The following is a 19,119-nucleotide window of genomic DNA, read 5'->3' as shown; positions in this document are numbered from 1 at the left end:
GCCGCCAGGCCGATTCAGCCGCCCCGCGCCCTCAGAACAGCCGCCCGCCCTTCGGGACCGCCCGTTCCGGGGTGATCAGCACCACCCGCCCGGCCGCGTCGGGAAATCCCAGGGTCAGCACTTCCGAGACGAAGGGCCCGATCCGCCGCGGCCCGAGGTTCACGACGCAGGCGACCATCCGCCCGACCAGGTCCTCGGCGGTGTAAAGGTCGACGATCTGCGCGCTCGACCGCCTGACGCCGATCTCCGGTCCCAGGTCGATGGTCAGCTTCCAGGCCGGCTTGCGGGCCTCCGGAAACGCCTCCACCGCGAGGATCTCCCCGACCCGGACGTCGACGGCGAGGAACTGGTCGATGGTGATGGTCTCGGACATTTCGGGGCTCCCGCGCGCCACCCGGCGCGGCCCTCAGCTAGCGGCTCGCGCCGGCCGCCGCCAGTCTCCACGCGGCGGCGCCCGCGACGGCCTGAAGTTGCGCGAAACGATGCTTTTAAACCCAGGATATCCGTGCCTATGGTGACGCTGATAACGAGGTTCGGGGGCGGACCTCCAAGGGGCGATCAGGGTTGGAACTGTCGGAGGATTTACTCGACCTCCTCGGCGCCATGGCCGAGGACGACGGCTTCCTGCCGCATGACCTCGCCTCGGGATTCGGCGGCCCGGCGCTGATCCGCACCGCCATCCTCGCCGGCCTGGTCGCCGCCGCCACGCGGCGCGCGCCGGTCCAGCCGAAGAACCCGATCCTCGGCCTCTTCGTCACCTGGCGCTACGACGGCTACGTGCTCACCGAGGACGGCCGGCCGCTCGCCGACATCGGCCGACGCATGCGCCTGGCCCCGCGCCTCCACGCCCTGGGCGAACAGGCGAGCCCCGAGCGCGACGCCCGCCTGCGCCGGCTCTATCTGATCGAAGCCCAGGACTGGCTCGACCGGCCGCGCCGCCAGCCGGCCTGAGCCGGCCCCCGACCGCCCCCCACTAACCAATGCTGGCCCCGGCCGTTAACGAATGAAGCCGGCCGGAACACTGCGCCCGCCCGCCGGTTGCGCCGCCGTACCCATCGGTCAGGGAGACCACGGCATGACCAGCAAACTTCTCGCCCTCGGCGCCGCCTCGGCTCTGCTCTTCGGCTCCGGCGCCATGGCCCAGACGACCGGAGGCGCCACCACCGGGGGCGCCACGAGCGGAACGGCCGGCGCGACCTCCGGGCAAAGCGGCCAGATGGGCCAGTCCGGCTCGACCACGGGCGCAACGGGCGCGTCGGGGACCATGAGCGGGACGACCGGTTCGACCGGCATGTCCGGAACCACCGGATCCACCGGCTCCACTGTCTCCACCGGCTCTGCAGCCGGCTCCAGCTCAAGCGCCACCGGCGCCGGCGCCTTCGGCTCTGACGCCGCCCAAGGAGCTGGCGCCCAGGGGTCCGGCGCCCAAGGCTCCGGCGCGACCGGCGCCGGCGGCTACAGCTCCGGCTCGTCCCGTGACACCGCCATGGCCGGCGAACGCGGCTGAGCCCTCCCGTCCCTGGCCCCGCAGGGACGTCCTCTGAGTGCGGGGTGTAGAGCAGCCGGCCGGGCCCGCCCTGGCCGGCTGTTCCGCGCCGCGAGCCGCGTCAGGGCGCGGGGCTGAGCGGCGGCTGCCCGGCGAAGAACAGCCGCAGGTTCTCGTGGGCCTGGGCGACCATCAGCGGCAGGGAGTCCAGCGTCTGCGCCGCCGAATGCGGCGTCATCACCAGGTTCGGGACCTCCGCCCACCGCGCCGCCGGCGTCGGCTCCTCCCAGAAGACGTCCAGCGCCGCCCGGCCCAGGCGCTTGTCCTTCAGCGCCGCGATCAGCGCGTCCTCGTCGAGGATCGAGCCGCGCGCCACATTGACGATCATGCCCCGCGGCCCGACCGCCTCGATGACCTGCGCCGACACCGCCCCGCGATTGGCCGCGTCCGCCCGGCTGGCGATGACCAGCACGTCGCTCGCCTGCGCCAGCGCCAGCAGGCTCTCGGCCTGCGGCCATGGCGCCTCCGGCTTGGCCCGCGGCCCCCACCAGCCGACGACCATCCCGAACGCCTCCGCCCGCCGGGCCACCGCCGCGCCGATGTGGCCAAGACCCATGACCCCCAGCCGCCGGCCCTTCAGCCCCGGCCGCGCCCCGACGCGCCCGGTCGCCGTCCAGCGCCCCTCCCGGATCAGCTGGTCGCCGGCCACGATGTTCCGCCAGCCGGCGATCAACAGGCCCATGGCGTGGTCGGCCACGTCGTCGGCGTTCAGCCCCCGCGCATGGGTCACCTCGACGCCGCGCGCCCGGCACCAGGGCACGTCCACCCCGTCATAGCCGACGCTGACGCAGGCGATCAGGCCGAGCCGCGGCAGCGAGGCCAGGAACGCCGGCTCCAGCGGGATCTCGCCCGCATGGACGATCGCCCGCACATTGCCCGCCGCCTCCGGCTCCAGCGCCCAGCGCCGCGCCACCCGATAGCCCTGGGCCTCCAGCCCGCCCGCCATCGGCGACAGCATCTCGTGGGACAGCAATACGACCGGCGCGTTCGACATGGCCTGTCCTATGGCGGCTCGCACGGCGGGCGGCTAGTCCCGCCGCCCGCCGAAGCGGCGTCGCACCGAGAGGGCGCCCGCTACTTCAGCTGACTGTCCTTGCTGCCCCGGCGATTGATCCGTGAGTGCACCACCTGGCGATCGCGGGCCGACTGGCAGGCGACGCACGTACTGACCCCGGGCAGCGCTTGGCGCCGGCGAGCAGGAATCTCGTCGCCGCACTCGATGCACTCGACCGAACCCCCGCCCTGTGGAAGCCACGCTCGCGCGCTCTGCACGCCATCCGTGATCGTGTCCTGGATCTGATCTAAGACCGCACCTTCGTGCGCCCAGCCGGTCGCCATTCGCCAAACCCTTTCGCCTGAGCGTCAGATAGGGCGACGTGGTCCGGCCCCAAGCTGTGCCGGAAAGACAAGTTCCGCTGGCCAGCAGGGTGGAAGGCCGGGCCGGCGCTCTCACGGTCGTCGGGATCGCCTGTTCGCCCGAGGCCGGCCTCGGCCCGCGTCTCTGCGCACTCGTCCAGGTGGCGCTTTTGAAGTCTGCGGGAACCGGCTCTACGTGAGGTAGCGGAACCAAATCCTTCGGGTTGCAGAAATCACAGATCGTTAACTCCTCTCGGGCCCCAATCGGCGTCGGGCCGCCAAGAAGAGCGGCGGAGCTTCGGAAGGGTTCACAAAGAGGGGGGGGGAAGAGTGCCCAGCGTACTCCTCATCGACGACGACCTGGAACTCCTGAGACAGTTGGCGACCCAGTTCGCCGCCGCCGGCTATCACGTGGCTGTCGCGACCGACGGCGAGATCGGGCTGGCCAAGATGCAGCTGGCGCCGTTTGACCTGGTGATCACAGACATCATCATGCCCGTCCGCGAAGGCGTGGAAACGATCATAGCCGTCCGCAAGACGGCGCCCAAGGTCAAGGTGATCGCGATCTCCGGCGGCTATCGGGTCGGGCCCGGCGATTTCCTGACGCTCGCCGAGCACCTGGGGGCGCACGGGACGCTGGCCAAGCCGTTCCGGCCCTCGGCCCTGGTGGCTCTGGCGGATCGAGTGCTGAGCGATCGCGATCTGGCCGACGGCGAATCGGCCGACCGGGGCGCAAGTGCTGTGAAGACGCCGGTGCAGGTCGCGTGATGCCTCGCGAGATCGCGGCGCACGAGCTGAACAACCTGTTGTGCAAGATCCTCGGAGCGGCCGAGTTGATGCAGGACCACCCTATGCCGGCCGTCCTGCGGCGAGAGCTGGAGACCATCGCCGAGCTGGCGGAGTCGGCCGTCGAGCTGGTCGGGACCCTGCTCGATTCCCCCGCAGGCGCTGGAGCCTGAGATGGAACGGGTCGCCTCCCTGTCGCCGGACGCGCTGCTGGAGCGGGTCGCGCCGGCGATCGCCAGCGGGTCGGTCAACGTCATCAGCGTCGAGGCGATCCGCGGCCGCTCGCAGGCGCGTTGGCCGCGCACGCGCGACAAGGTCGAGGCGTTCGTGGAGCGGAGCTTCGCGCGGCTGGCGAGCCCGCGCGACCTGATCGTCGCGCTGAACGACCTTGAGTACCTGACCATCCAGCCGGAGGCCTCGCGGGCGGCGGCGCTGAACCTCAGCGGCAACGTGCTGAAGGAGACCCTCAAGTTCTTCCTAGGCTCGGCCGAACCTTGCGACCTGAAGCTCATGCTGGTGACCGGGTTCGCGGACGGCGAGCTGGCGGTCGAGGCGGTGGACTTCTCGCGGCTCGACGATCCGCCCGCGGCGGCGCGGCCGACGGCTTCGCCCGACTCGGCGCCGACGAGCGAGATCGACTGGCAGGGCCGCGGCGAAGGGCTGGCGCTAGTCGCCGGCGACAGCCGCGACTATCGCTTGGCGCTGTCGCTGGAGCCGGTGTGGAACGTCGGGGCGCGCGCCGTCGCCTCGTTCCGCATCCGGGCGTCGGTGGCCGTCGAGGAGCCGGAAGGGCGACGACCGCTGAAGGACGGCCGGTTGCCGGCGGCGGTGGCCGGAGCCGTCGCGCTTCACGCCCTCGATCACGCGGTGCGGACGCTGGGAGCCACGGACCCGAGCCGGAAGATCGGCCTTCACGTCCCTGTTCCCATCGAGGCGCTGTCGTACAGCAATTCGCGGTACCGCTTGCTCCATGCCCTGCGTGACGTGGCGCCGGAGGTGCGGCGGATGCTGCTTCTCGAAGTCACGAACCTGCCGGCCGGCTTTCCGCCGGGCCGGATGACGGAGCTGGTCTCGACCCTCGCGCCCTATTGCCGCGCGGTTCTGGCCCGCGCCGCCGACGAGACGGCGAAGGTGGCCGCCTGGCGCGGATGCGGGCTGGCGGGCGTGACGCTCGACTGCGGGCACCTCACTGCGGCCGATCGCAATGCGCATACCCGGCTGCGCGCGTTCGCGGCGGCGGCGTCCAAGGCGGCGCCCGGCTGCGTCGGCTACATGCTGGGCAGCCGCAGCCTCTTGATGTCGGCCTGGGCGGCGGGCTTCACGCACCTGGGCGGCGGGGCGGTGGAGGCGGAGGTCCGCATGCCGGCGGCCCAGCGCTTCCATCCCGAGCGCCTCTATCGCGAGGCGCTGGAGGGGCGCGCGGCGTGACGACGGAGGTGGTGAACGCGGTCCTGCGGGCGCTCGACGGGGTCGGTTACATCGTCGCCGGGCCGGGCCGGATCCTGGCCGTCGGCGCCCCGGGCTGGGACGCGTTCGCGGCGGAGAGCCGCGGCGGCGGGGCGTCGGCGCAGGCGACAATCGGGCGCAATCTGTTCGAGGCGATCTCGAGCGAGCCGGTGCGGCAGGCCTATCGGCGCATCCATGCCGCCGTCCTGGGTGGGACGAGGCCCTACATCGCATTCGAGTACCGGTGCGATGCGCCGGACCTCAAGCGGCAGATGCGGATGTCGGTGTCACGGGTGGAGCTGCCCGGCCAGCCGCCGGCGCTGCTCTACCAGTCCCAGATTCTCTCGGCGAGCCCGCGGCCGTGGATCAGCCTGTTCGAGCCGGAGCGCATCCTGCGGGCGGTGGAGGCTGAGTCGGCGCTGCCGATCGTCCGGGTCTGCGGTTTCTGTCAGCGTGTCGACGACACCGCGGGCGGCTGGATCGAGGCGGACGACTACTACCGGCAGGGCGGCGCGAGCGAGGTGCGCGTCAGCCATGGCCTGTGCGGACCGTGCGCGGCGGTGGCGGAGCCGTAGGGATGCGCGAGTTCATCGTCCTGGAGGACGTCGACGACCCCGCGCTGAACGCCGAGAAGAGCACGCGGAGCGAGCTGGTCTACCGCGCCCTCGCGGAGGCCAGCGCCTCGGTGCTGTGGCGAGCGGACCCGAGCGGCGCGGCGACCGACATCCGCGGCTGGTCGAACCTGGAGGGGCGGACGGGCGGCGACTGGATCGAGGCGGTGCATGGCGACGACCGGCAGCGGCTGAGCTGCGAAATCCGGGCGATGGTGCGGGCGGCCTCGCCGACCGAACTGCGCTTCCGCGCCCAGACGCCAACCGGAGAGTATCGCCGCTGCCTGGCGCGGGCGGTGCCGATCAAGGACGATCGCGGCCGGGTGCTGGCGTGGGTCGGCACCCTGACCGACGTCGAGGACCAGCTGGTCGCGCAGGAAGCGCTGCACAGCGCCGACCGACTGAAGTCGGTGGGGAGGCTGACGGCCGGGCTGGCCCACGACTTCAACAACCTGCTGACGGTGATCACCGGCGGCGCCGAGGCGCTGGTGCAGGGCATATCCCCTGACGATAAGCTGCACGAGCAGGCGAAGCTGACGCTGCATGCGGCTGAGCGCGGGGCGGAGCTGGTGCGCGATCTGCTGGCCTTTTCGCGCCAACAGCCGCTGCAGCCGCAAGCGGTGGCGATCGATGGCTTGCTGAGCTCGATCGAGCCCTTGATCCGGCGGCTGCTGGGCGAAGACGTCCGATTCGAGGTGCAGAGACCCGCGACCGCGCTGGCCTGCATGGCCGATCCGGCCCGGCTGGAGACGGCGCTGATGAACCTGTGCATCAACGCGCGCGATGCGATGCCGGAGGGTGGGCGCCTTTCGCTGGAAGCCGAGCTGGTCGTCTTCTCCGAGGAGGCGGCGCATCATTCCGGGCTGACGCCGGGGGCCTATGTGGTGTTCACGGTGTCCGACAGCGGCTGCGGCATGGCGCCGGAGGTTCTGGAGCGGGCGGTAGAGCCGTTCTTTACGACGAAGCCGGCCGGGCTGGGCTCTGGGCTTGGTCTCAGCATGGTCTATGGCTTCACCAAGCAATCGGCCGGTCACATGGCCTTGTCGTCGTCGCCGGACGCCGGGACGCGGGTGAAACTCTACCTGCCGCAGGCCGCGGTCCCGCCGGCGGTCGGGCCGTTGGAGCCCGGGCCGGCGACGCTGCTCGCCGGGATCGAGGTGCTGCTGGTCGAGGACGATCCCCTGGTCCGCAGCCAGGTCGCACGCCATCTGGCCGCCTTGGGCTGCGAGGCCGTTGCGGTGGCCACGGCGGGCGCAGCGCTCGAGCGGCTGGAGGCCGGGGAAGCCTGCGACCTTCTGATGACCGACATCGTGCTGCCGGGCGGGGTCGACGGGTTCGAGCTGGCGCGGCGGGCGCGGACCTTGCGGCCCTCCATGCCGGTGCTGTTTACCTCGGGCTACAGCGAGGATCGGGTCACCGCAAAAGCGGACCCGGGAATCCAGTGCTTCCTTCAAAAGCCCTACCGCAGAGCCGCCTTGGCGCGGGCCATCAGCGATGCCTTGGGGCAGGACCGAGGGGGAAGCTGACGGGTCCGTCTTGACGCGATCTGACCCACTCGACACCTCCGCAGTGGATCGGTTGTGAACAGCAGTGAATGTCTGCGTCGAGGCGGGTCCTGAAGGTCCGCGCCTGGCGCAAAACGGTCGCTGACCAAGATCGCCGCCAACCTCCGCTCCACCCCATTGACTCCCCCGCCCCGTCCCCGCACCTTCGCGCGACTCTCGCGGGAGAGACCGGGTTCGACCCGGAGCCGAAGGCGCAACCGCCCCGGAAACGCTCAGGCAAAAGGACCGCGAGGGCTGACGAACGCTGGAAAGCATCGCGCCGGAGCCCGCCCGATTCCATAGGGGGGCGCGGCGCGGACGCCGAAGGAGCAGAGGGCCCCGGACCCATCCCGGACGCCCGAAATCTCTCAGGCTTAAAGGACAGCGGGGGCGCAAGGATCGACGTGGGGGCCCGACCCGGCCGTCGCGACGTTCTTGGCGATGTCAGCCCGGAGTCCGCCTTGTCCTCACCCGCCGCCGAACTGCGCGCCACGCCGCTCAGCCACCTGCACGTCGCCGCCGGCGCGCGCATGGTTCCGTTCGCCGGCTATACGATGCCCGTGCAGTACGCCGACGGCGTGCTCAAGGAGCATCTGTGGACGCGTGAGAACGCCGGTCTGTTCGACGTCAGCCACATGGGCCAGGCGCGGCTCGGCGGCGCCGACGTCCTCGCCGCCTTCGAGCGCGCCACCCCGTCCGACTTCCGCGGCCTGAAACCCGGCCGCCAACGCTATTCCCTGCTGCTCGACGAGACGGGCGGCGTCGTCGACGACCTGATGGCCGCCCGGCCCAAAGGCTGGCCGGACGAGGCCCTGTTCGTCGTCGTGAACGGCGCCTGCAAGGAGACCGACTATCCCTGGCTCGCCGAGCGGCTCGGGCCCGCCGTCGCCATCGAGCGGCTGGAGGACCGCGCCCTCCTCGCCCTCCAGGGGCCGAAGGCGGTCGAGGCCCTCGCCGCCCACGTGCCGGCGGTGCGCGACATGGCTTTCATGGACGCCCGCGCCCTCGACGGCTTCGGGACCGACCTGATCGTCTCGCGCTCCGGCTACACCGGCGAGGACGGCTTCGAGATCTCGGTCCCCGCCGAGGCCGCGCCGGGCGTTTGGTCCACCCTGCTCGCCGATGCGCGGGTGCGGCCCATCGGCCTCGGGGCCCGCGATTCCCTGCGGCTCGAAGCCGGTCTGCCGCTCTACGGCCACGACCTCGACGAGACCGTCAGCCCGGTCGAGGCGGGCTTGGCCTTCGCCATCTCGAAACGCCGCCGCGCGGCCGGGGACTTCCCGGGCGCGGCCCGCATTCTCGCCGAGCTGGCGCGCGGTCCGGCCCGCGTCCGCGTCGGCCTGAAGGTGCTGGAAGGCGCCCCGGCCCGCGAGGGCGCCGGGGTCGCCGATGCCTCGGGCGCGGTGATCGGCGCCGTCACCTCCGGCGGCTTCTCGCCGACTCTGCGCGCCGGCGTCGCCCTTGGCTTCGTCCCGCCGACCCACGCGACGCCCGGAACCCGTCTCAACGTCATCGTCCGCGGCAAGCCGCAGGCCGCCGAGGTCAGCGACCTGCCGTTCGTCCCCCACGCCTACATCCGCAATCCGTAAGGAGCCCGCCATGCGTTTCACCAAGGATCACGAATGGGTCCGGCTGGAGGGCGACGTCGCCACGGTCGGCATCACCACCTACGCCGCCGACCAGCTGGGCGACGTCGTCTTCGTCGAGGTGCCTGACGTCGGCCGCACCGTCGCCGCCGGCGACGGCTTCGCCGTGGTCGAGAGCGTCAAGGCCGCCTCGGACGTCTACGCCCCCCTGGCCGGTGAAGTGGTCGAGGCCAACGCCGCGCTCGGCGCCGCCCCCGAAACCGTCAATGCCGACCCGGAAGGCTCCGGCTGGTTCGCCAAGCTGCGCATCGCCGACCCCGCCGCCGTCGAGGCCCTGATGGACCGCGCCGCCTACGACGCCTTCCTGGCGTCGCTCTAACTCGCTCCTCCCCCGTTCACGGGGGAGGGGGACCGCCGGCCAAGGCGAAGCCGAAGAGCCGGGGGTGGTGGGGGCGCGTCATGGAGCGCCGAGCCCTGAGGCCGCCCCCTCCACCATCCGCTCTTCGGCGGATGGCCCCCCTCCCCCGTCGTCTGCGCGACAGGGGAGGAGCAACAGGAAAAGTAAGCATGCGCTATCTCCCCCTGACCCCCGCCGACCGCGCCGAGATGCTCGCCGTCATCGGCGCGCCCGACATCGACGCCCTGTTCGCCGACGTGCCGCCGGCCGCACGACGGCCGGACCTGTTCGACCTGCCGCGCAAGGCCGGAGAGCTGGAGGTCGAGCGCGAGCTCGCCGCCCTGGCCGCCCGCAACCGGCCCGCCGGGGCGGGGCCATTCTTCTGCGGGGCGGGGGCCTATCGCCATCACGTGCCAGCCAGCGTCGACCACCTGATCCAGCGCTCGGAGTTCCTGACCAGCTACACGCCCTACCAGCCGGAGATAGCCCAGGGCACGCTGCAGGTCCTGTTCGAGTTCCAGACCCAGGTCGCCGCCCTGACGGGCCTGCCGGTCGCCAACGCCTCGATGTACGACGGCTCCACCGCCTGCGCCGAGGCAGTGATGATGGCCCAGCGGGTGACCCGCCGGCGCAAGGCCGTGCTGTCGGGCGGCCTGCACCCGCACTACGCCGCCACAACCCACACTCTGGCCGAGGCCGAGGGCATGCAGGTCGAGCGCCGCCTGGCGGCCATCGACGCCGAGGGCGACGTCGCCCTCGCCATCGATGCCGACACCGCTTGCGTCGTCGTCCAGACGCCGAACGTTTTCGGGACCGCCACCGACGTGACGAAGATCGCCGAGGCGGCCCACGCCGCCGGCGCCCTGCTGATCGTCGTGACGACCGAGGCCGTCGCCTACGGCCTGCTGAAATCGCCCGGCGCGATGGGCGCCGACATCGCCGTCGCCGAGGGCCAGTCGATCGGCAACCCTCTGACCTTCGGCGGGCCTTACGTCGGCCTCTTCTCCTGCCGCGAGGACCTGGTCCGCCAGATGCCCGGCCGGGTCTGCGGCGAGACCGTCGACGCCGAGGGCCGACGCGGCTTCGTCCTCACCCTCTCGACCCGCGAGCAGCACATCCGCCGCGAGAAGGCGACCTCCAACATCTGCACCAACTCCGGGCTCTGCGCCCTGGCCTTCAGCATCCACATGTCGCTGCTCGGCGAGGTCGGGCTGCGGCGGCTGGCGGCGCTGAACCATAGCCGCGCGCGAGAGGCCGCTGCCGCGTTGGCCACGGCCGGCTTCGAGGTGCTGACGCCCCGCTACTTCAACGAGATCGCCGTCCGCGTGCCGGACGCGGTCGCCGCGGTCGAGGCGGCCCTGGCCGACGGCGTCGTCGCCGGCGTGCCCTTCGCCCGGCTCGACCCGGCGAGCGGCCTGGGCGACGTGCTGCTGATCGCCGCCACCGAGACCACCACCTCCGCCGATATCGCCGCCCTGGTCCGGAGCCTTGCCCGATGAGCCTCGTCAACGTCGGCCGCCCAACCCGCCCCGAAGCCGCCGAAGGCGGCGCCAAGTCCCTGACCGGCGGCCGCGGCCTGCTGCAGGACGAGGCCCTGATCTTCGAGCTCGGCGGCTGGGACAAGACCGGCGTCGACCTGCCGGACGCCGACCACGACGCCGCCGACCTCGGCGACCTCGTCCGCGCCGAGCCGATCGGCCTCCCCGGCCTTTCCGAGCCGGAGGCGGTCCGCCATTACGTGCGGCTCAGCCAGAAGAACCACGCCATCGACCTGGCGCTCTATCCGCTCGGCTCGTGCACCATGAAGCACAACCCGCGCCTGAACGAGAAGCTGGCCCGCCTGCCCGGCTTCTCCGACCTTCACCCCCTGCAGCCGGTCTCGACGATCCAGGGCGCCCTGGGGCTGATGGACCGTCTGGCCCACTGGCTGAAGACCCTGACCGGCATGCCCGGCGTCGCCCTGCCGCCCAAGGCCGGCGCCCACGGCGAGCTCTGCGGCCTGCTCTGCATCAAGGCCGCCCACGAGGCGGCCGGCCAGGACCACCGCCGCCGCGTCCTGGTCCCGACCTCCGCCCACGGCACCAACCCCGCCACCGCCGCCTTCGTCGGGTATTCTGTTACCGCTATCGAGCAGACTCCCGACGGCCGCGTCGACCTCGCCGATCTCGCCGCCAAGCTCGGCCCGGACGTGGCCGGCATCATGGTCACCAATCCCAACACCTGCGGCCTTTTCGAGCGCGACATCCTCGAGATCAGCCGCCTGACCCACGCCGCCGGCGCCTACTTCTACTGCGACGGCGCCAACTTCAACGCCATCGTCGGCAAGGTCCGCCCCGGCGACCTCGGCGTCGACGCCATGCACATCAACCTGCACAAGACCTTCTCCACCCCGCACGGCGGCGGCGGCCCCGGCGCCGGCCCGGTGGTGCTGTCGCAGGCTCTGGCGCCCTTCGCCCCGGCGCCCTGGGTCGTCTCAGGCCCCGCCGGCTTCGACCTCGCCGAACCGGCAGAGGCGTTCGGCCGCCTCGCCGCCTTCCACGGCCAGATGGGGATGTTCGTTCGCGCCTACGCCTACCTGCTGAGCCACGGCGCCGACGGCCTGCGGCAAGTCGCCGAGGACGCGGTCCTGAACGCCAACTACGTCCTCGCCCGCCTCAGCAGCGAACTTTCTCCTGCCTTCGACGGCCCATGCATGCACGAGGCCTTGTTCAGCGACGCCTGGCTGGAGGGGACCGGCGTCACCACCCTCGACTTCGCCAAGGCGATGATCGACGAGGGCTTCCACCCGATGACCATGTACTTCCCGCTGGTCGTCCGCGGCGCGATGCTCATCGAGCCGACCGAGACCGAGCCGAAGGCGGAGCTCGACCGGTTCTGCGACACCCTCCTGGCGCTGGCCAAGGCCGCGAAGGACGGCGACCCGGCGCGGTTCAAGGCCGCGCCGACGCTCGCGCCGCTGCGCCGTCTCGACGAGACCCAGGCTGCCCGCAAGCCGCGCCTGGCCTGGAAATAGGACTGGAACGCAAACAGAACTGTGGCTTTGGCGCCGATCGCGTCGGAATAGCTTGGGATGAGCAAAAATTAACGCGCCGTCGCCTTTACGGCGCCGGGTCTCGTTCGCATATCGGGCTAGCGCGACGGTAGGAACCTTCCCGTGCCCCGGCGCGCTCTCGGATACCCACATGTCGCTCGCCATGCCCTCTCCGCGCGCCGGTCGCGCTCCGGACGATCTCGCGCCCGAGTTCCTCAGCCGCCTTGTTCGAGGCGGGTTGGTGACGCTTGGCGGGGTGATCGTACTGGCCGGCGTCGTCATCGCCCCGTTGCCGGGGCCCGGGGGCATCCCGGTCATCGCCGTCGGCCTGATCGTGATCCTGCGCAATTCCTACAAAGCAAAGCGGATGTTCGTCCGCGCTCACCGGCGTTGGCCGCGGATCGTGCATCCGCTCCGGCGGCTGATGCGCAAGGAGCCGGAGATCGCTTCGGTCTTCTGGCAGCAGTACCTGCGGGTCGAGCGGTTCGCGCTTCCCAAACGCTACCGGGTCGGCGTCCGCGGCCGCCGACATCTGAAGCGGGCGTTCTCCGGTTCCGAAGACTGAAACAAGAATAGCCCCGAAAACAAAAAGCCCCGGAGCGCACTCCGGGGCTTTTCTCTTGCCGAAGATCCGTCGGTCTACTGCATCTTGGCGGCCAGCTGGCCAATGCCCCGGTCGATCAGCGGATCGCTGCCGGCGCCCGCGACGCGGCTGGCCAGCACCTGCTCGGCAGCACGCGCCGCCAGGTCGATCGCAGCGGCCTTCACCTGAGCGGCGGCCTCGGCCTGGGCGGCCTCGATCTTGCGCTCGGCGAGCCTGGTCCGCAGGGCGAGGTCTTCCTCGAGCTTGGTCTTGGTGTCTTCAGCGAGGCGCTTGGCGTGGGCCTCCGCGGCCTCGATCATCGAGCGCGCCTGAGCTTCGGCTTCGGCATGCTGGCGATTGATGTCGGCCAGCAGAGCCTCGGCCTCGGCGCGAATGCGCGCGGCTTCGTCGAGATCGGCGCGGATCTTTTCGGCCTTAGCATCGAGCCCGGAGGCCGCCATCTTGAAGCCGCCCGCGAACCAGAGGATCGCGAGGAAGATGACCATGCCCGCGCCCACCCACAGCTCCGGGTTGGCGAGGCTCCAGAATTCTCCGTGGAAGAAGGCGGGCATCGCTTATCCCTGGGTGTTCACGGCCGCGACGATGCTCTCGCGCGACGGCTTGGCGCCGGTCAGTTTCTCGACCATGGCCTCCGCCGTGTCGGCGGCGACCGCGGCGAGTTGCTGCATGGCCGCATCGCGGGCGGCGCGGATGCGGCCCTCGGCTTCGGCCTGCTTGGCGGAGAGCTCGGCCTCGAGGGCCGTCTTGCGGGCCTCGGTCTCGGCCGAAGCGCGCGCCTTGGCTTCAAGGGCCGTCCGCTGAGCAGCGGCCCGCGCATCGGCCAAAGCGCGCTTTCCGGCTTCGGCCTGGGCGTCAGCCTGGGCTTGAACCGAACGGGCGCTGTCCAGCGCGTCGCGGATCGTCGCTTCCCGCTCGTCGAACACACGACGGATGCGAGGCGCAAAGACCTTCGCGATCAGGATGAACAGGATCGCGAACAGGATGAGCAGGTACGCAATCTGCCCGCCCCAGTGTTCGAACTGGAACTGCGGCAGCCCGCCGCCGCCATGAGCGGCCTCGGTGGTTGCGCCATGCTGACCCGCGGTCGCCGCAGCAGCTTCTGCGGCGTTCTCGACCGAATTGGTCGTCGCGAGATCGGTCTCTACGGCCATTAGTCGTGGGCTCCGGGTATCAGGAAGTTCAGCCGGGGCTCAGCGTGGCGCGAGCCCCGTCCTTTCGGATCAGCCGAACTTCAGCAGGATGCCCAGAACGAACGACAGGATGCCCAGGGCTTCGGCCAGGGCGGCGCCGACGAACAGGTTGCCGATCTGGCTGGCGGCGGCCGACGGGTTGCGCAGGGCGCCCGACAGGAAGTTGCCGAAGATGTTGCCGACGCCGATGCCGGCGCCGATCATGCCGAGGGTCGCGAGGCCGGCGCCGATTTGCTTAGCAGCTTCGAGTTCCATGAGTTCTCTCGTCCTAGAAGTAGAGGTGGATTTTTAGGGTGGTCAGTGGCCGTGGCCGAGATTGACCACGTCGTTGAGGTAGATGCAGGTCAGCACGGCGAAGACGAACGCCTGCAGGAAGGCCACCAGGCATTCCAGGGCGGTCAGCGCCACAACCATGCTCAGGGACAGGGCCGCCCCCGGGATGCCGAGGACGCCCAGGCCGCCGCCGGCGGCCAGCGCGCCCAGCGTCACGACGAAGCCCGCGAACACCTTCAGCGCCACGTGGCCGCCCAGCATGTTGCCGAACAGACGAAGGGCGAGGGTGACCGGCCGCAGCAGGAACGACACAAATTCGATGATCACGATGACCGGCAGCAGCACCCACGGCACGCCCGACGGCACGAAGAGCTTGAAGAAGCCAAGGCCATGTTTGGCGAACCCGATGGCGATCACCAGCAGGATCGTCATCAGGCCGAAGGTGGCGGTGATCGCGAGCTGGGAGGTGACGGTGAAGGTCAGGAACAGGCCGATGACGTTCATCGCCAGGATGAACATGAAGACCGTGAACACGAACGGGAAATACTTGCGGCCGTCGTGGCCGATGATCGACTCGGCGAGATTGTCGATCATGCCGAACAGCGCTTCGCCCGTGGCCTGGAGCCGGCCGGGCACGACCTGCATGCTCGCGGTCACCAGGGACAGGAAGCCGACGATGATCACGAAGGCGATGGTCATCGCCATGTGCGAATTGGTGAACGCCAGTTCCGTGCGGCCGAACACCGGCAGGTTCACGGTCCCGAAATCGACGAGCTTGGCGATCTGGAATTGATGGATCGGGTCGTTGGCGGCCATCGAACCTTAAGAGTCCTCGTCGTCGTCGAACGGAACCGACTGCGGCGGTTCCGAGCCTTGCTTCGCCAGCGCCATGAGGCGGTTGGCCGTTCTGCGCGCCATCCAGAGCGACAGGGCGAAGCCCAGCAGGACTCCCCCGATCAACCCCCACGGCGTGGTGTTCATCACCTGGTCGACGATGAAGCCCGCGGCCAACCCCACCAGCACCCCGCCGAGCAGTTCGGCGATGATGCGATAGGCCTGGCTGACGGCCTGTTCACCGGCGTGCGACGCTGCCGGACGCTGGGTCCGGGCCCCGAGGGCCGCCGCTCGTTCGTCGAGGCGGCGGATCGCCTCTTCGCGTGCGTCGTCTTGAGGGGCCATGAACGTGCAATACAGGTTTCGGGCAGACGTCTTGTCCACCCGGCTTGATCGCGGCGGAACCTATAGACGCGGGGTCGGTGCGTCAAGGCTGGCCGAACCTCATTTAAGCCGTTGAAATAACTCGTCTTTGCGATCCGCCGCGACATTGCCGCAGGGATCGCTACTGCGCAGCCATGGCCGCCGCCTGACGCAGGTCGACGCTCACCAGCTGCGAGACCCCGCGTTCGGCCATGGTCACGCCGAACAGGCGGTCCATGCGCGACATGGTCACCGGGTTATGGGTGATGGCGATGAATCGGGTCTGGGTGCGCCGGCGCATCTCGTCGATCATGTTGCAGAACCGGTCGACATTGGCGTCGTCCAGCGGCGCGTCCACCTCGTCGAGGACACAGATCGGGGCGGGACGGGCCAGGAATACGGCGAAGATCAGCGCCGAGGCCGTCAAAGCCTGCTCACCGCCGCTCATCAGGCTCATGGTCGCCAGCCGCTTGCCCGGCGGGCACGCGTAAATCTCAAGGCCCGCCTCGAGCGGATCGTCCGATTCGACCAACCGGAGCTCGGCCTGACCACCCTCGAACAGAGCCGAGAACAGGGTGCGGAAGTGGTCGTTGATGACGTCGAACGCGGCGACCAACCTCTCGCGGCCCTCGTGGTTGAGCTCGTCGATCCCCTGGCGGAGGCGGGCGATGGCGCCGGTGAGGTCCGACTTTTCCGTCAGCATGCCCTGTAGGCGCGCGGTCAGCTCGGCGGCTTCCTCCTCCGCGCGCAGGTTCACCGGCCCGATCGATTCGCGCTGACGCTCGAGGTTGTGGAGGTGAGCCTCCATCCCGCCCGCATCTGTAGGAATCGCGACGGCCTCGTCGGCCAGCCGGCGGGCGAGCTCGATCGGCTCGCTCTGCGTCGCCTCGCGGATCTGGGTCGCGACCTCGGCCAAGCGCTGGACGGCGGCCTCGGCGTGAGCTGCGAGACTGGCGCGGACCTCCCGCGCTTCGGACGCCTGGGCCTCGGCGGCGCGCAGACCGCGTTCGGCCTCGGCCCGTTCGTGCTCGGCGGCCGCCAGGGCGTCGGAAGACTTCGCCCGCCGCGCTTCGGCCTGGGCAAGGTCGTCGAGCAAGGCCGCACGGCGATCGGCAAGCGTATCCGGGCGGGCCTGCACGGCGGCGAGATCTGCCGCCGCCTTCCTCAGGGCGTCCGACAACTGCTCCAGTCGCTTGCCGGCTGCGCCGCTGCGACGGCTCCAGTCCTCGCGCTCCCGCGTCAGTTGATCGAACCGGCGCTGACGGTCCTGCCGCTCGCGCGCCTCGACGTCGATGGCGGCGCGCGCGGCGGCGGCGGCCTCGCGGGCCGGGCCGGCGGCGGTGCGGGCGGCGGCGAGTTGAGCCGCCAGCGCCTCTCCGGCATCGGCGTTCGTGCCGGCCGCCTGCACCGCCTCGAGCTGAGCTTCAAGTTCGGCCAGCTCTCCCTCGAACCGCACGATCAGGTCGTCGAGGGACGCCGCCTGCGCTTCGCGCCGGGCGGCCTCGCGCTCGAGGCGTTCCACCGCCGCACGTGCCTGGGCGGTCCGCTGCTCCAGGACGGGCGGCGCGCGGCGTGCCTCGCGCAGGGCGTCTTCGGCGGCCTTCAGCGCGGCCGCGGCGGCGGCATTCGCCGCGCGGGCGGCTTGCGCGCGTGGCTCCAGCTTCTCAATCTCCGCCTCGACCTCCATCAGGCGGGTCTTCTGCTCCAGGCGGATCGCGGCTGGCTTCGGCGCCTCGGCGCGGGCGACGAACCCGTCCCAACGCCAGAGGTCGCCCTCGCGGGACACCAGCCGCGCGCCGACGGGCAGGCTCGGTTGCAGGCGATCTCCGTCGGTCCGATCGACCACTGCAGTGAATCTCAGTCGCGTGGCCAGCGGGGCCGGGGCGTCGACCAGGGGCGCGAGCGGCGTCGCGCCGTCAGCCCAGGCGGGGGCCTCGGCGTCCCGCCCGCCCCAGTAGGACGGCGCTTTGGCGTCCAGGGCGGCGTTGAGGTCGTCGCCGAGGGCCGCCGCCAGCGCCTTCTCGTAACCGCGGACGGGCGAGACGACGTCGAGTACGGGCGCGAACCCGCCACGACGGGCCTGGGCGACAAGGCCGGCCAGGGCCCGGGCCTCTGCGGTCAGGCGACCAAGCTGCTCTTCCACCTTGCGGCCGGAGTCGCGAGCCTCGGCTTCAGCGGCTATGGCCTTGGTGCGCGCTTCTTCGATCGCATCGAGCGCCACCCGCGCGGTCTGCAGTTCCGCCTCCGCGGCCTCGAGCGCAGCGCGCGCCTCGGCGGTCTGCGGCAAGACGGCAGGCCCGAGCGCTTCACGCTCTTGACGCGCCTGGTCGAGCGCGCGGCGAGTGCGGGCGACGCGGCCTTGCGCCTCCTCGATCCGTTGGGCCGCCGCGCGGCGCTCGGCTTCCTCGGCGGCGGCCTGCGCGGCGAGGCGCTCGACCTCGGCGTCGCAGGCCGCACGCGCCGCCTCCGCGGCCTCGGCTGCGGCCTGCAGCTCTGGCGCACGTTCCGGCGCGGCCACTATGGCGTCCTCAAGCACCGCCAGATCGCCGGCCAGTCGGGTGAGCGCCGCGCCGGCGTCCTCGACGATGTGCGCCTCGCGCGCTTGGTCGGCCTCGATGCGGGCGAGATCGCCGGTCAGCCTCTTCAGCTCCGCGGCCTGCGCCTCGTCTTCGCGGTCGAGCCGGTCCTTGTCGATCGCCAGCTTATGCAGGATCGCCGCGGCGATGGTTTCGGCCTCGCGCAGCGGCTTGATGGCCTCGTCGGCGCCAGCGGCGCGGGTCGTCGCGGCCGCCGCCGCGCGGGCCGTCTCCTCGACCGCGCGGATCGCCGCCGCCGCCTCAGTCCGCAGTCGCTCGGCGGCTTCGCCGGCCTCGTTCCAGCGGGCGACGAGGACGGCGCCCTGCAGGGCGCGGATCTCGGCCGAAAGTTTGCGATAGCGTTCGGCCTGGCGGGCCTCGCGCTTCAGGCGGTTGAGGTTGGAGTCCAACTCGCCGGCGACGTCCTCGAGCCGCGAGAGATTGGTCTCGGCGGCGCGCAGCCGCAGCTCGGCCTCGTGACGGCGGGTGTGCAGGCCCGACACCCCGGCCGCCTCTTCGAGGATCATCCGGCGGTTCTGAGGCTTGGCGGCGATCAGCTCCGAGATCTGACCCTGGCGGACGAGGGCCGGCGAGTTCGAGCCGGTCGAGGCGTCGGCGAACAGCAGCTGGACGTCGCGGGCGCGAACTTCGCGGCCGTTGATCTTGTAGGTCGAGCCGGCCCCGCGATCGATCCGGCGGACGACCTCGATCACCGGCTGGTCGTTGAACGCCGGCGGCGCTTGGCGGTCGGCGTTGTCGATCGTCAGCACGACCTCGGCATGGTTGCGCGAGGGCCGCTTGTCCGAGCCGGCGAAGATGACGTCGTCCATACCGCCGGCGCGCAGCGATTTGGCCGAGTTGGCGCCCATCACCCAGCGCAGGGCTTCCAGCAGGTTCGACTTGCCGCAGCCGTTGGGGCCGACAATGCCGGTGACGCCGGGCTCGATGCGGAACTCCGTCGGATCGACGAAGGACT

Annotated in this window: 21 protein-coding genes and 1 riboswitch; of the genes, 12 read left to right on the top strand and 9 right to left on the bottom strand. The window is 71.1% G+C overall.

Annotated elements, in window-relative coordinates:
- Nucleotides 1-31 precede the first annotated feature (31 nt).
- Complete coding sequence (locus ACILRF_RS02375; protein WP_395670666.1) at nt 32-373, bottom strand: tRNA-binding protein; 342 nt, start codon at nt 371-373, stop codon at nt 32-34.
- Nucleotides 374-564: 191 nt separating this feature from the next.
- Here ACILRF_RS02375 and ACILRF_RS02370 point away from each other — a divergent pair, with 191 nt between their 5' ends.
- Together ACILRF_RS02370 and ACILRF_RS02365 are read left to right on the top strand one after the other, a co-directional pair.
- Nucleotides 565-951 carry a hypothetical protein gene (locus ACILRF_RS02370; protein ID WP_395670665.1) on the top strand — a complete coding sequence of 129 codons (387 nt, stop codon included), beginning with the start codon at nt 565-567 and terminating at the stop codon, nt 949-951.
- 124 nt (nt 952-1,075) lie between these two features.
- A complete protein-coding gene (locus ACILRF_RS02365) occupies nt 1,076-1,507 on the top strand; it encodes a hypothetical protein (RefSeq protein WP_395670664.1) in 432 nt (143 codons plus the stop codon).
- A gap of 100 nt (nt 1,508-1,607) precedes the next feature.
- Here the strand turns inward: ACILRF_RS02365 and ACILRF_RS02360 are convergent, their stop codons facing one another.
- Complete coding sequence (locus tag ACILRF_RS02360; protein WP_395670663.1) at nt 1,608-2,540, bottom strand: 2-hydroxyacid dehydrogenase; 933 nt, start codon at nt 2,538-2,540, stop codon at nt 1,608-1,610.
- Nucleotides 2,541-2,620: 80 nt separating this feature from the next.
- Nucleotides 2,621-2,884 carry a DksA/TraR family C4-type zinc finger protein gene (locus tag ACILRF_RS02355; RefSeq protein WP_395670662.1) on the bottom strand — a complete coding sequence of 88 codons (264 nt, stop codon included), beginning with the start codon at nt 2,882-2,884 and terminating at the stop codon, nt 2,621-2,623.
- Nucleotides 2,885-3,232: 348 nt separating this feature from the next.
- On the opposite strand from ACILRF_RS02355, the gene ACILRF_RS02350 reads away from it, so the two are divergent.
- From ACILRF_RS02350 to ACILRF_RS02305, 10 genes are all read left to right on the top strand, one after another.
- Complete coding sequence (locus ACILRF_RS02350) at nt 3,233-3,670, top strand: response regulator (protein WP_395670661.1); 438 nt, start codon at nt 3,233-3,235, stop codon at nt 3,668-3,670.
- The gene (locus tag ACILRF_RS02345) at nt 3,670-3,861 is read left to right on the top strand and encodes a histidine kinase dimerization/phospho-acceptor domain-containing protein (protein WP_395670660.1); all 192 of its coding nucleotides are present in this window, start codon (nt 3,670-3,672) and stop codon (nt 3,859-3,861) included. The genes ACILRF_RS02350 and ACILRF_RS02345 overlap by 1 nt, the downstream gene beginning before the upstream one ends.
- Before the next feature lies 1 nt (nt 3,862).
- Nucleotides 3,863-5,116 carry a hypothetical protein gene (locus tag ACILRF_RS02340; RefSeq protein WP_395670659.1) on the top strand — a complete coding sequence of 418 codons (1,254 nt, stop codon included), beginning with the start codon at nt 3,863-3,865 and terminating at the stop codon, nt 5,114-5,116.
- Nucleotides 5,113-5,709 (top strand): hypothetical protein, encoded by a 597-nt coding sequence (locus ACILRF_RS02335; RefSeq protein WP_395670658.1) that lies wholly within the window; start codon nt 5,113-5,115, stop codon nt 5,707-5,709. Before ACILRF_RS02340 ends, ACILRF_RS02335 begins: the two co-directional genes overlap by 4 nt.
- 2 nt (nt 5,710-5,711) lie before the next feature.
- Nucleotides 5,712-7,271, top strand: a complete 1,560-nt coding sequence (locus ACILRF_RS02330; protein WP_395670657.1) for an ATP-binding protein — start codon at nt 5,712-5,714, stop codon at nt 7,269-7,271.
- Between the two features lie 188 nt (nt 7,272-7,459).
- Nucleotides 7,460-7,548: riboswitch (glycine riboswitch) on the top strand.
- A 202-nt stretch (nt 7,549-7,750) separates the two neighbouring features.
- Nucleotides 7,751-8,878: a glycine cleavage system aminomethyltransferase GcvT gene (gene gcvT / locus ACILRF_RS02325; RefSeq protein ID WP_395670656.1), complete on the top strand. Its 1,128-nt coding sequence runs from the start codon at nt 7,751-7,753 to the stop codon at nt 8,876-8,878.
- Nucleotides 8,879-8,888: 10 nt separating this feature from the next.
- Nucleotides 8,889-9,254 (top strand): glycine cleavage system protein GcvH, encoded by a 366-nt coding sequence (gene gcvH, locus ACILRF_RS02320; RefSeq protein WP_395670655.1) that lies wholly within the window; start codon nt 8,889-8,891, stop codon nt 9,252-9,254.
- A gap of 188 nt (nt 9,255-9,442) precedes the next feature.
- Nucleotides 9,443-10,771 carry an aminomethyl-transferring glycine dehydrogenase subunit GcvPA gene (gcvPA, locus tag ACILRF_RS02315; RefSeq protein ID WP_395670654.1) on the top strand — a complete coding sequence of 443 codons (1,329 nt, stop codon included), beginning with the start codon at nt 9,443-9,445 and terminating at the stop codon, nt 10,769-10,771.
- Nucleotides 10,768-12,285 (top strand): aminomethyl-transferring glycine dehydrogenase subunit GcvPB, encoded by a 1,518-nt coding sequence (gene gcvPB / locus ACILRF_RS02310; protein ID WP_395670653.1) that lies wholly within the window; start codon nt 10,768-10,770, stop codon nt 12,283-12,285. Before gcvPA ends, gcvPB begins: the two co-directional genes overlap by 4 nt.
- Before the next feature lie 169 nt (nt 12,286-12,454).
- Nucleotides 12,455-12,868: a hypothetical protein gene (locus ACILRF_RS02305; protein ID WP_395670652.1), complete on the top strand. Its 414-nt coding sequence runs from the start codon at nt 12,455-12,457 to the stop codon at nt 12,866-12,868.
- 74 nt (nt 12,869-12,942) lie between these two features.
- On the opposite strand, the gene ACILRF_RS02300 is transcribed toward ACILRF_RS02305, so the two are convergent.
- From ACILRF_RS02300 to smc, 6 genes are all read right to left on the bottom strand, one after another.
- Nucleotides 12,943-13,458 (bottom strand): ATP F0F1 synthase subunit B, encoded by a 516-nt coding sequence (locus ACILRF_RS02300; RefSeq protein ID WP_395670651.1) that lies wholly within the window; start codon nt 13,456-13,458, stop codon nt 12,943-12,945.
- A gap of 3 nt (nt 13,459-13,461) precedes the next feature.
- Nucleotides 13,462-14,058, bottom strand: coding sequence for a hypothetical protein (locus tag ACILRF_RS02295; protein WP_395670650.1), 597 nt, complete (start codon nt 14,056-14,058; stop codon nt 13,462-13,464).
- Nucleotides 14,059-14,127: 69 nt separating this feature from the next.
- Complete coding sequence (locus ACILRF_RS02290) at nt 14,128-14,352, bottom strand: F0F1 ATP synthase subunit C (RefSeq protein WP_395670649.1); 225 nt, start codon at nt 14,350-14,352, stop codon at nt 14,128-14,130.
- A gap of 42 nt (nt 14,353-14,394) precedes the next feature.
- Complete coding sequence (locus tag ACILRF_RS02285; RefSeq protein WP_395670648.1) at nt 14,395-15,186, bottom strand: F0F1 ATP synthase subunit A; 792 nt, start codon at nt 15,184-15,186, stop codon at nt 14,395-14,397.
- Between the two features lie 6 nt (nt 15,187-15,192).
- Nucleotides 15,193-15,549 carry an AtpZ/AtpI family protein gene (locus tag ACILRF_RS02280; protein WP_395670647.1) on the bottom strand — a complete coding sequence of 119 codons (357 nt, stop codon included), beginning with the start codon at nt 15,547-15,549 and terminating at the stop codon, nt 15,193-15,195.
- A gap of 160 nt (nt 15,550-15,709) precedes the next feature.
- Nucleotides 15,710-19,119: chromosome segregation protein SMC (gene smc, locus ACILRF_RS02275; protein WP_395670646.1), on the bottom strand; the 3,410-nt coding region annotated here is incomplete at its 5' end.

Origin of the sequence: Phenylobacterium sp., from assembly GCF_044236515.1 — a bacterium.
Classification (GTDB): domain Bacteria; phylum Pseudomonadota; class Alphaproteobacteria; order Caulobacterales; family Caulobacteraceae; genus Phenylobacterium.
This window is presented reverse-complemented; position numbering and strand designations above follow the sequence as displayed.

What these genes read in the sequence shown, in the direction of transcription:
- ACILRF_RS02375 (WP_395670666.1), bottom strand. Translation starts at nt 373, where the DNA reads ATGTCCGAGACCATCACCATCGACCAGTTCCTCGCCGTCGACGTCCGG.
- ACILRF_RS02365 (WP_395670664.1), top strand. Translation starts at nt 1,076, where the DNA reads ATGACCAGCAAACTTCTCGCCCTCGGCGCCGCCTCGGCTCTGCTCTTC.
- ACILRF_RS02360 (WP_395670663.1), bottom strand. Translation starts at nt 2,540, where the DNA reads ATGTCGAACGCGCCGGTCGTATTGCTGTCCCACGAGATGCTGTCGCCG.
- ACILRF_RS02355 (WP_395670662.1), bottom strand. Translation starts at nt 2,884, where the DNA reads ATGGCGACCGGCTGGGCGCACGAAGGTGCGGTCTTAGATCAGATCCAG.
- ACILRF_RS02345 (WP_395670660.1), top strand. Translation starts at nt 3,670, where the DNA reads ATGCCTCGCGAGATCGCGGCGCACGAGCTGAACAACCTGTTGTGCAAG.
- ACILRF_RS02340 (WP_395670659.1), top strand. Translation starts at nt 3,863, where the DNA reads ATGGAACGGGTCGCCTCCCTGTCGCCGGACGCGCTGCTGGAGCGGGTC.
- ACILRF_RS02330 (WP_395670657.1), top strand. Translation starts at nt 5,712, where the DNA reads ATGCGCGAGTTCATCGTCCTGGAGGACGTCGACGACCCCGCGCTGAAC.
- gcvH (WP_395670655.1), top strand. Translation starts at nt 8,889, where the DNA reads ATGCGTTTCACCAAGGATCACGAATGGGTCCGGCTGGAGGGCGACGTC.
- gcvPA (WP_395670654.1), top strand. Translation starts at nt 9,443, where the DNA reads ATGCGCTATCTCCCCCTGACCCCCGCCGACCGCGCCGAGATGCTCGCC.
- gcvPB (WP_395670653.1), top strand. Translation starts at nt 10,768, where the DNA reads ATGAGCCTCGTCAACGTCGGCCGCCCAACCCGCCCCGAAGCCGCCGAA.
- ACILRF_RS02305 (WP_395670652.1), top strand. Translation starts at nt 12,455, where the DNA reads ATGTCGCTCGCCATGCCCTCTCCGCGCGCCGGTCGCGCTCCGGACGAT.
- ACILRF_RS02300 (WP_395670651.1), bottom strand. Translation starts at nt 13,458, where the DNA reads ATGCCCGCCTTCTTCCACGGAGAATTCTGGAGCCTCGCCAACCCGGAG.
- ACILRF_RS02295 (WP_395670650.1), bottom strand. Translation starts at nt 14,058, where the DNA reads ATGGCCGTAGAGACCGATCTCGCGACGACCAATTCGGTCGAGAACGCC.
- ACILRF_RS02290 (WP_395670649.1), bottom strand. Translation starts at nt 14,352, where the DNA reads ATGGAACTCGAAGCTGCTAAGCAAATCGGCGCCGGCCTCGCGACCCTC.
- ACILRF_RS02285 (WP_395670648.1), bottom strand. Translation starts at nt 15,186, where the DNA reads ATGGCCGCCAACGACCCGATCCATCAATTCCAGATCGCCAAGCTCGTC.
- ACILRF_RS02280 (WP_395670647.1), bottom strand. Translation starts at nt 15,549, where the DNA reads ATGGCCCCTCAAGACGACGCACGCGAAGAGGCGATCCGCCGCCTCGAC.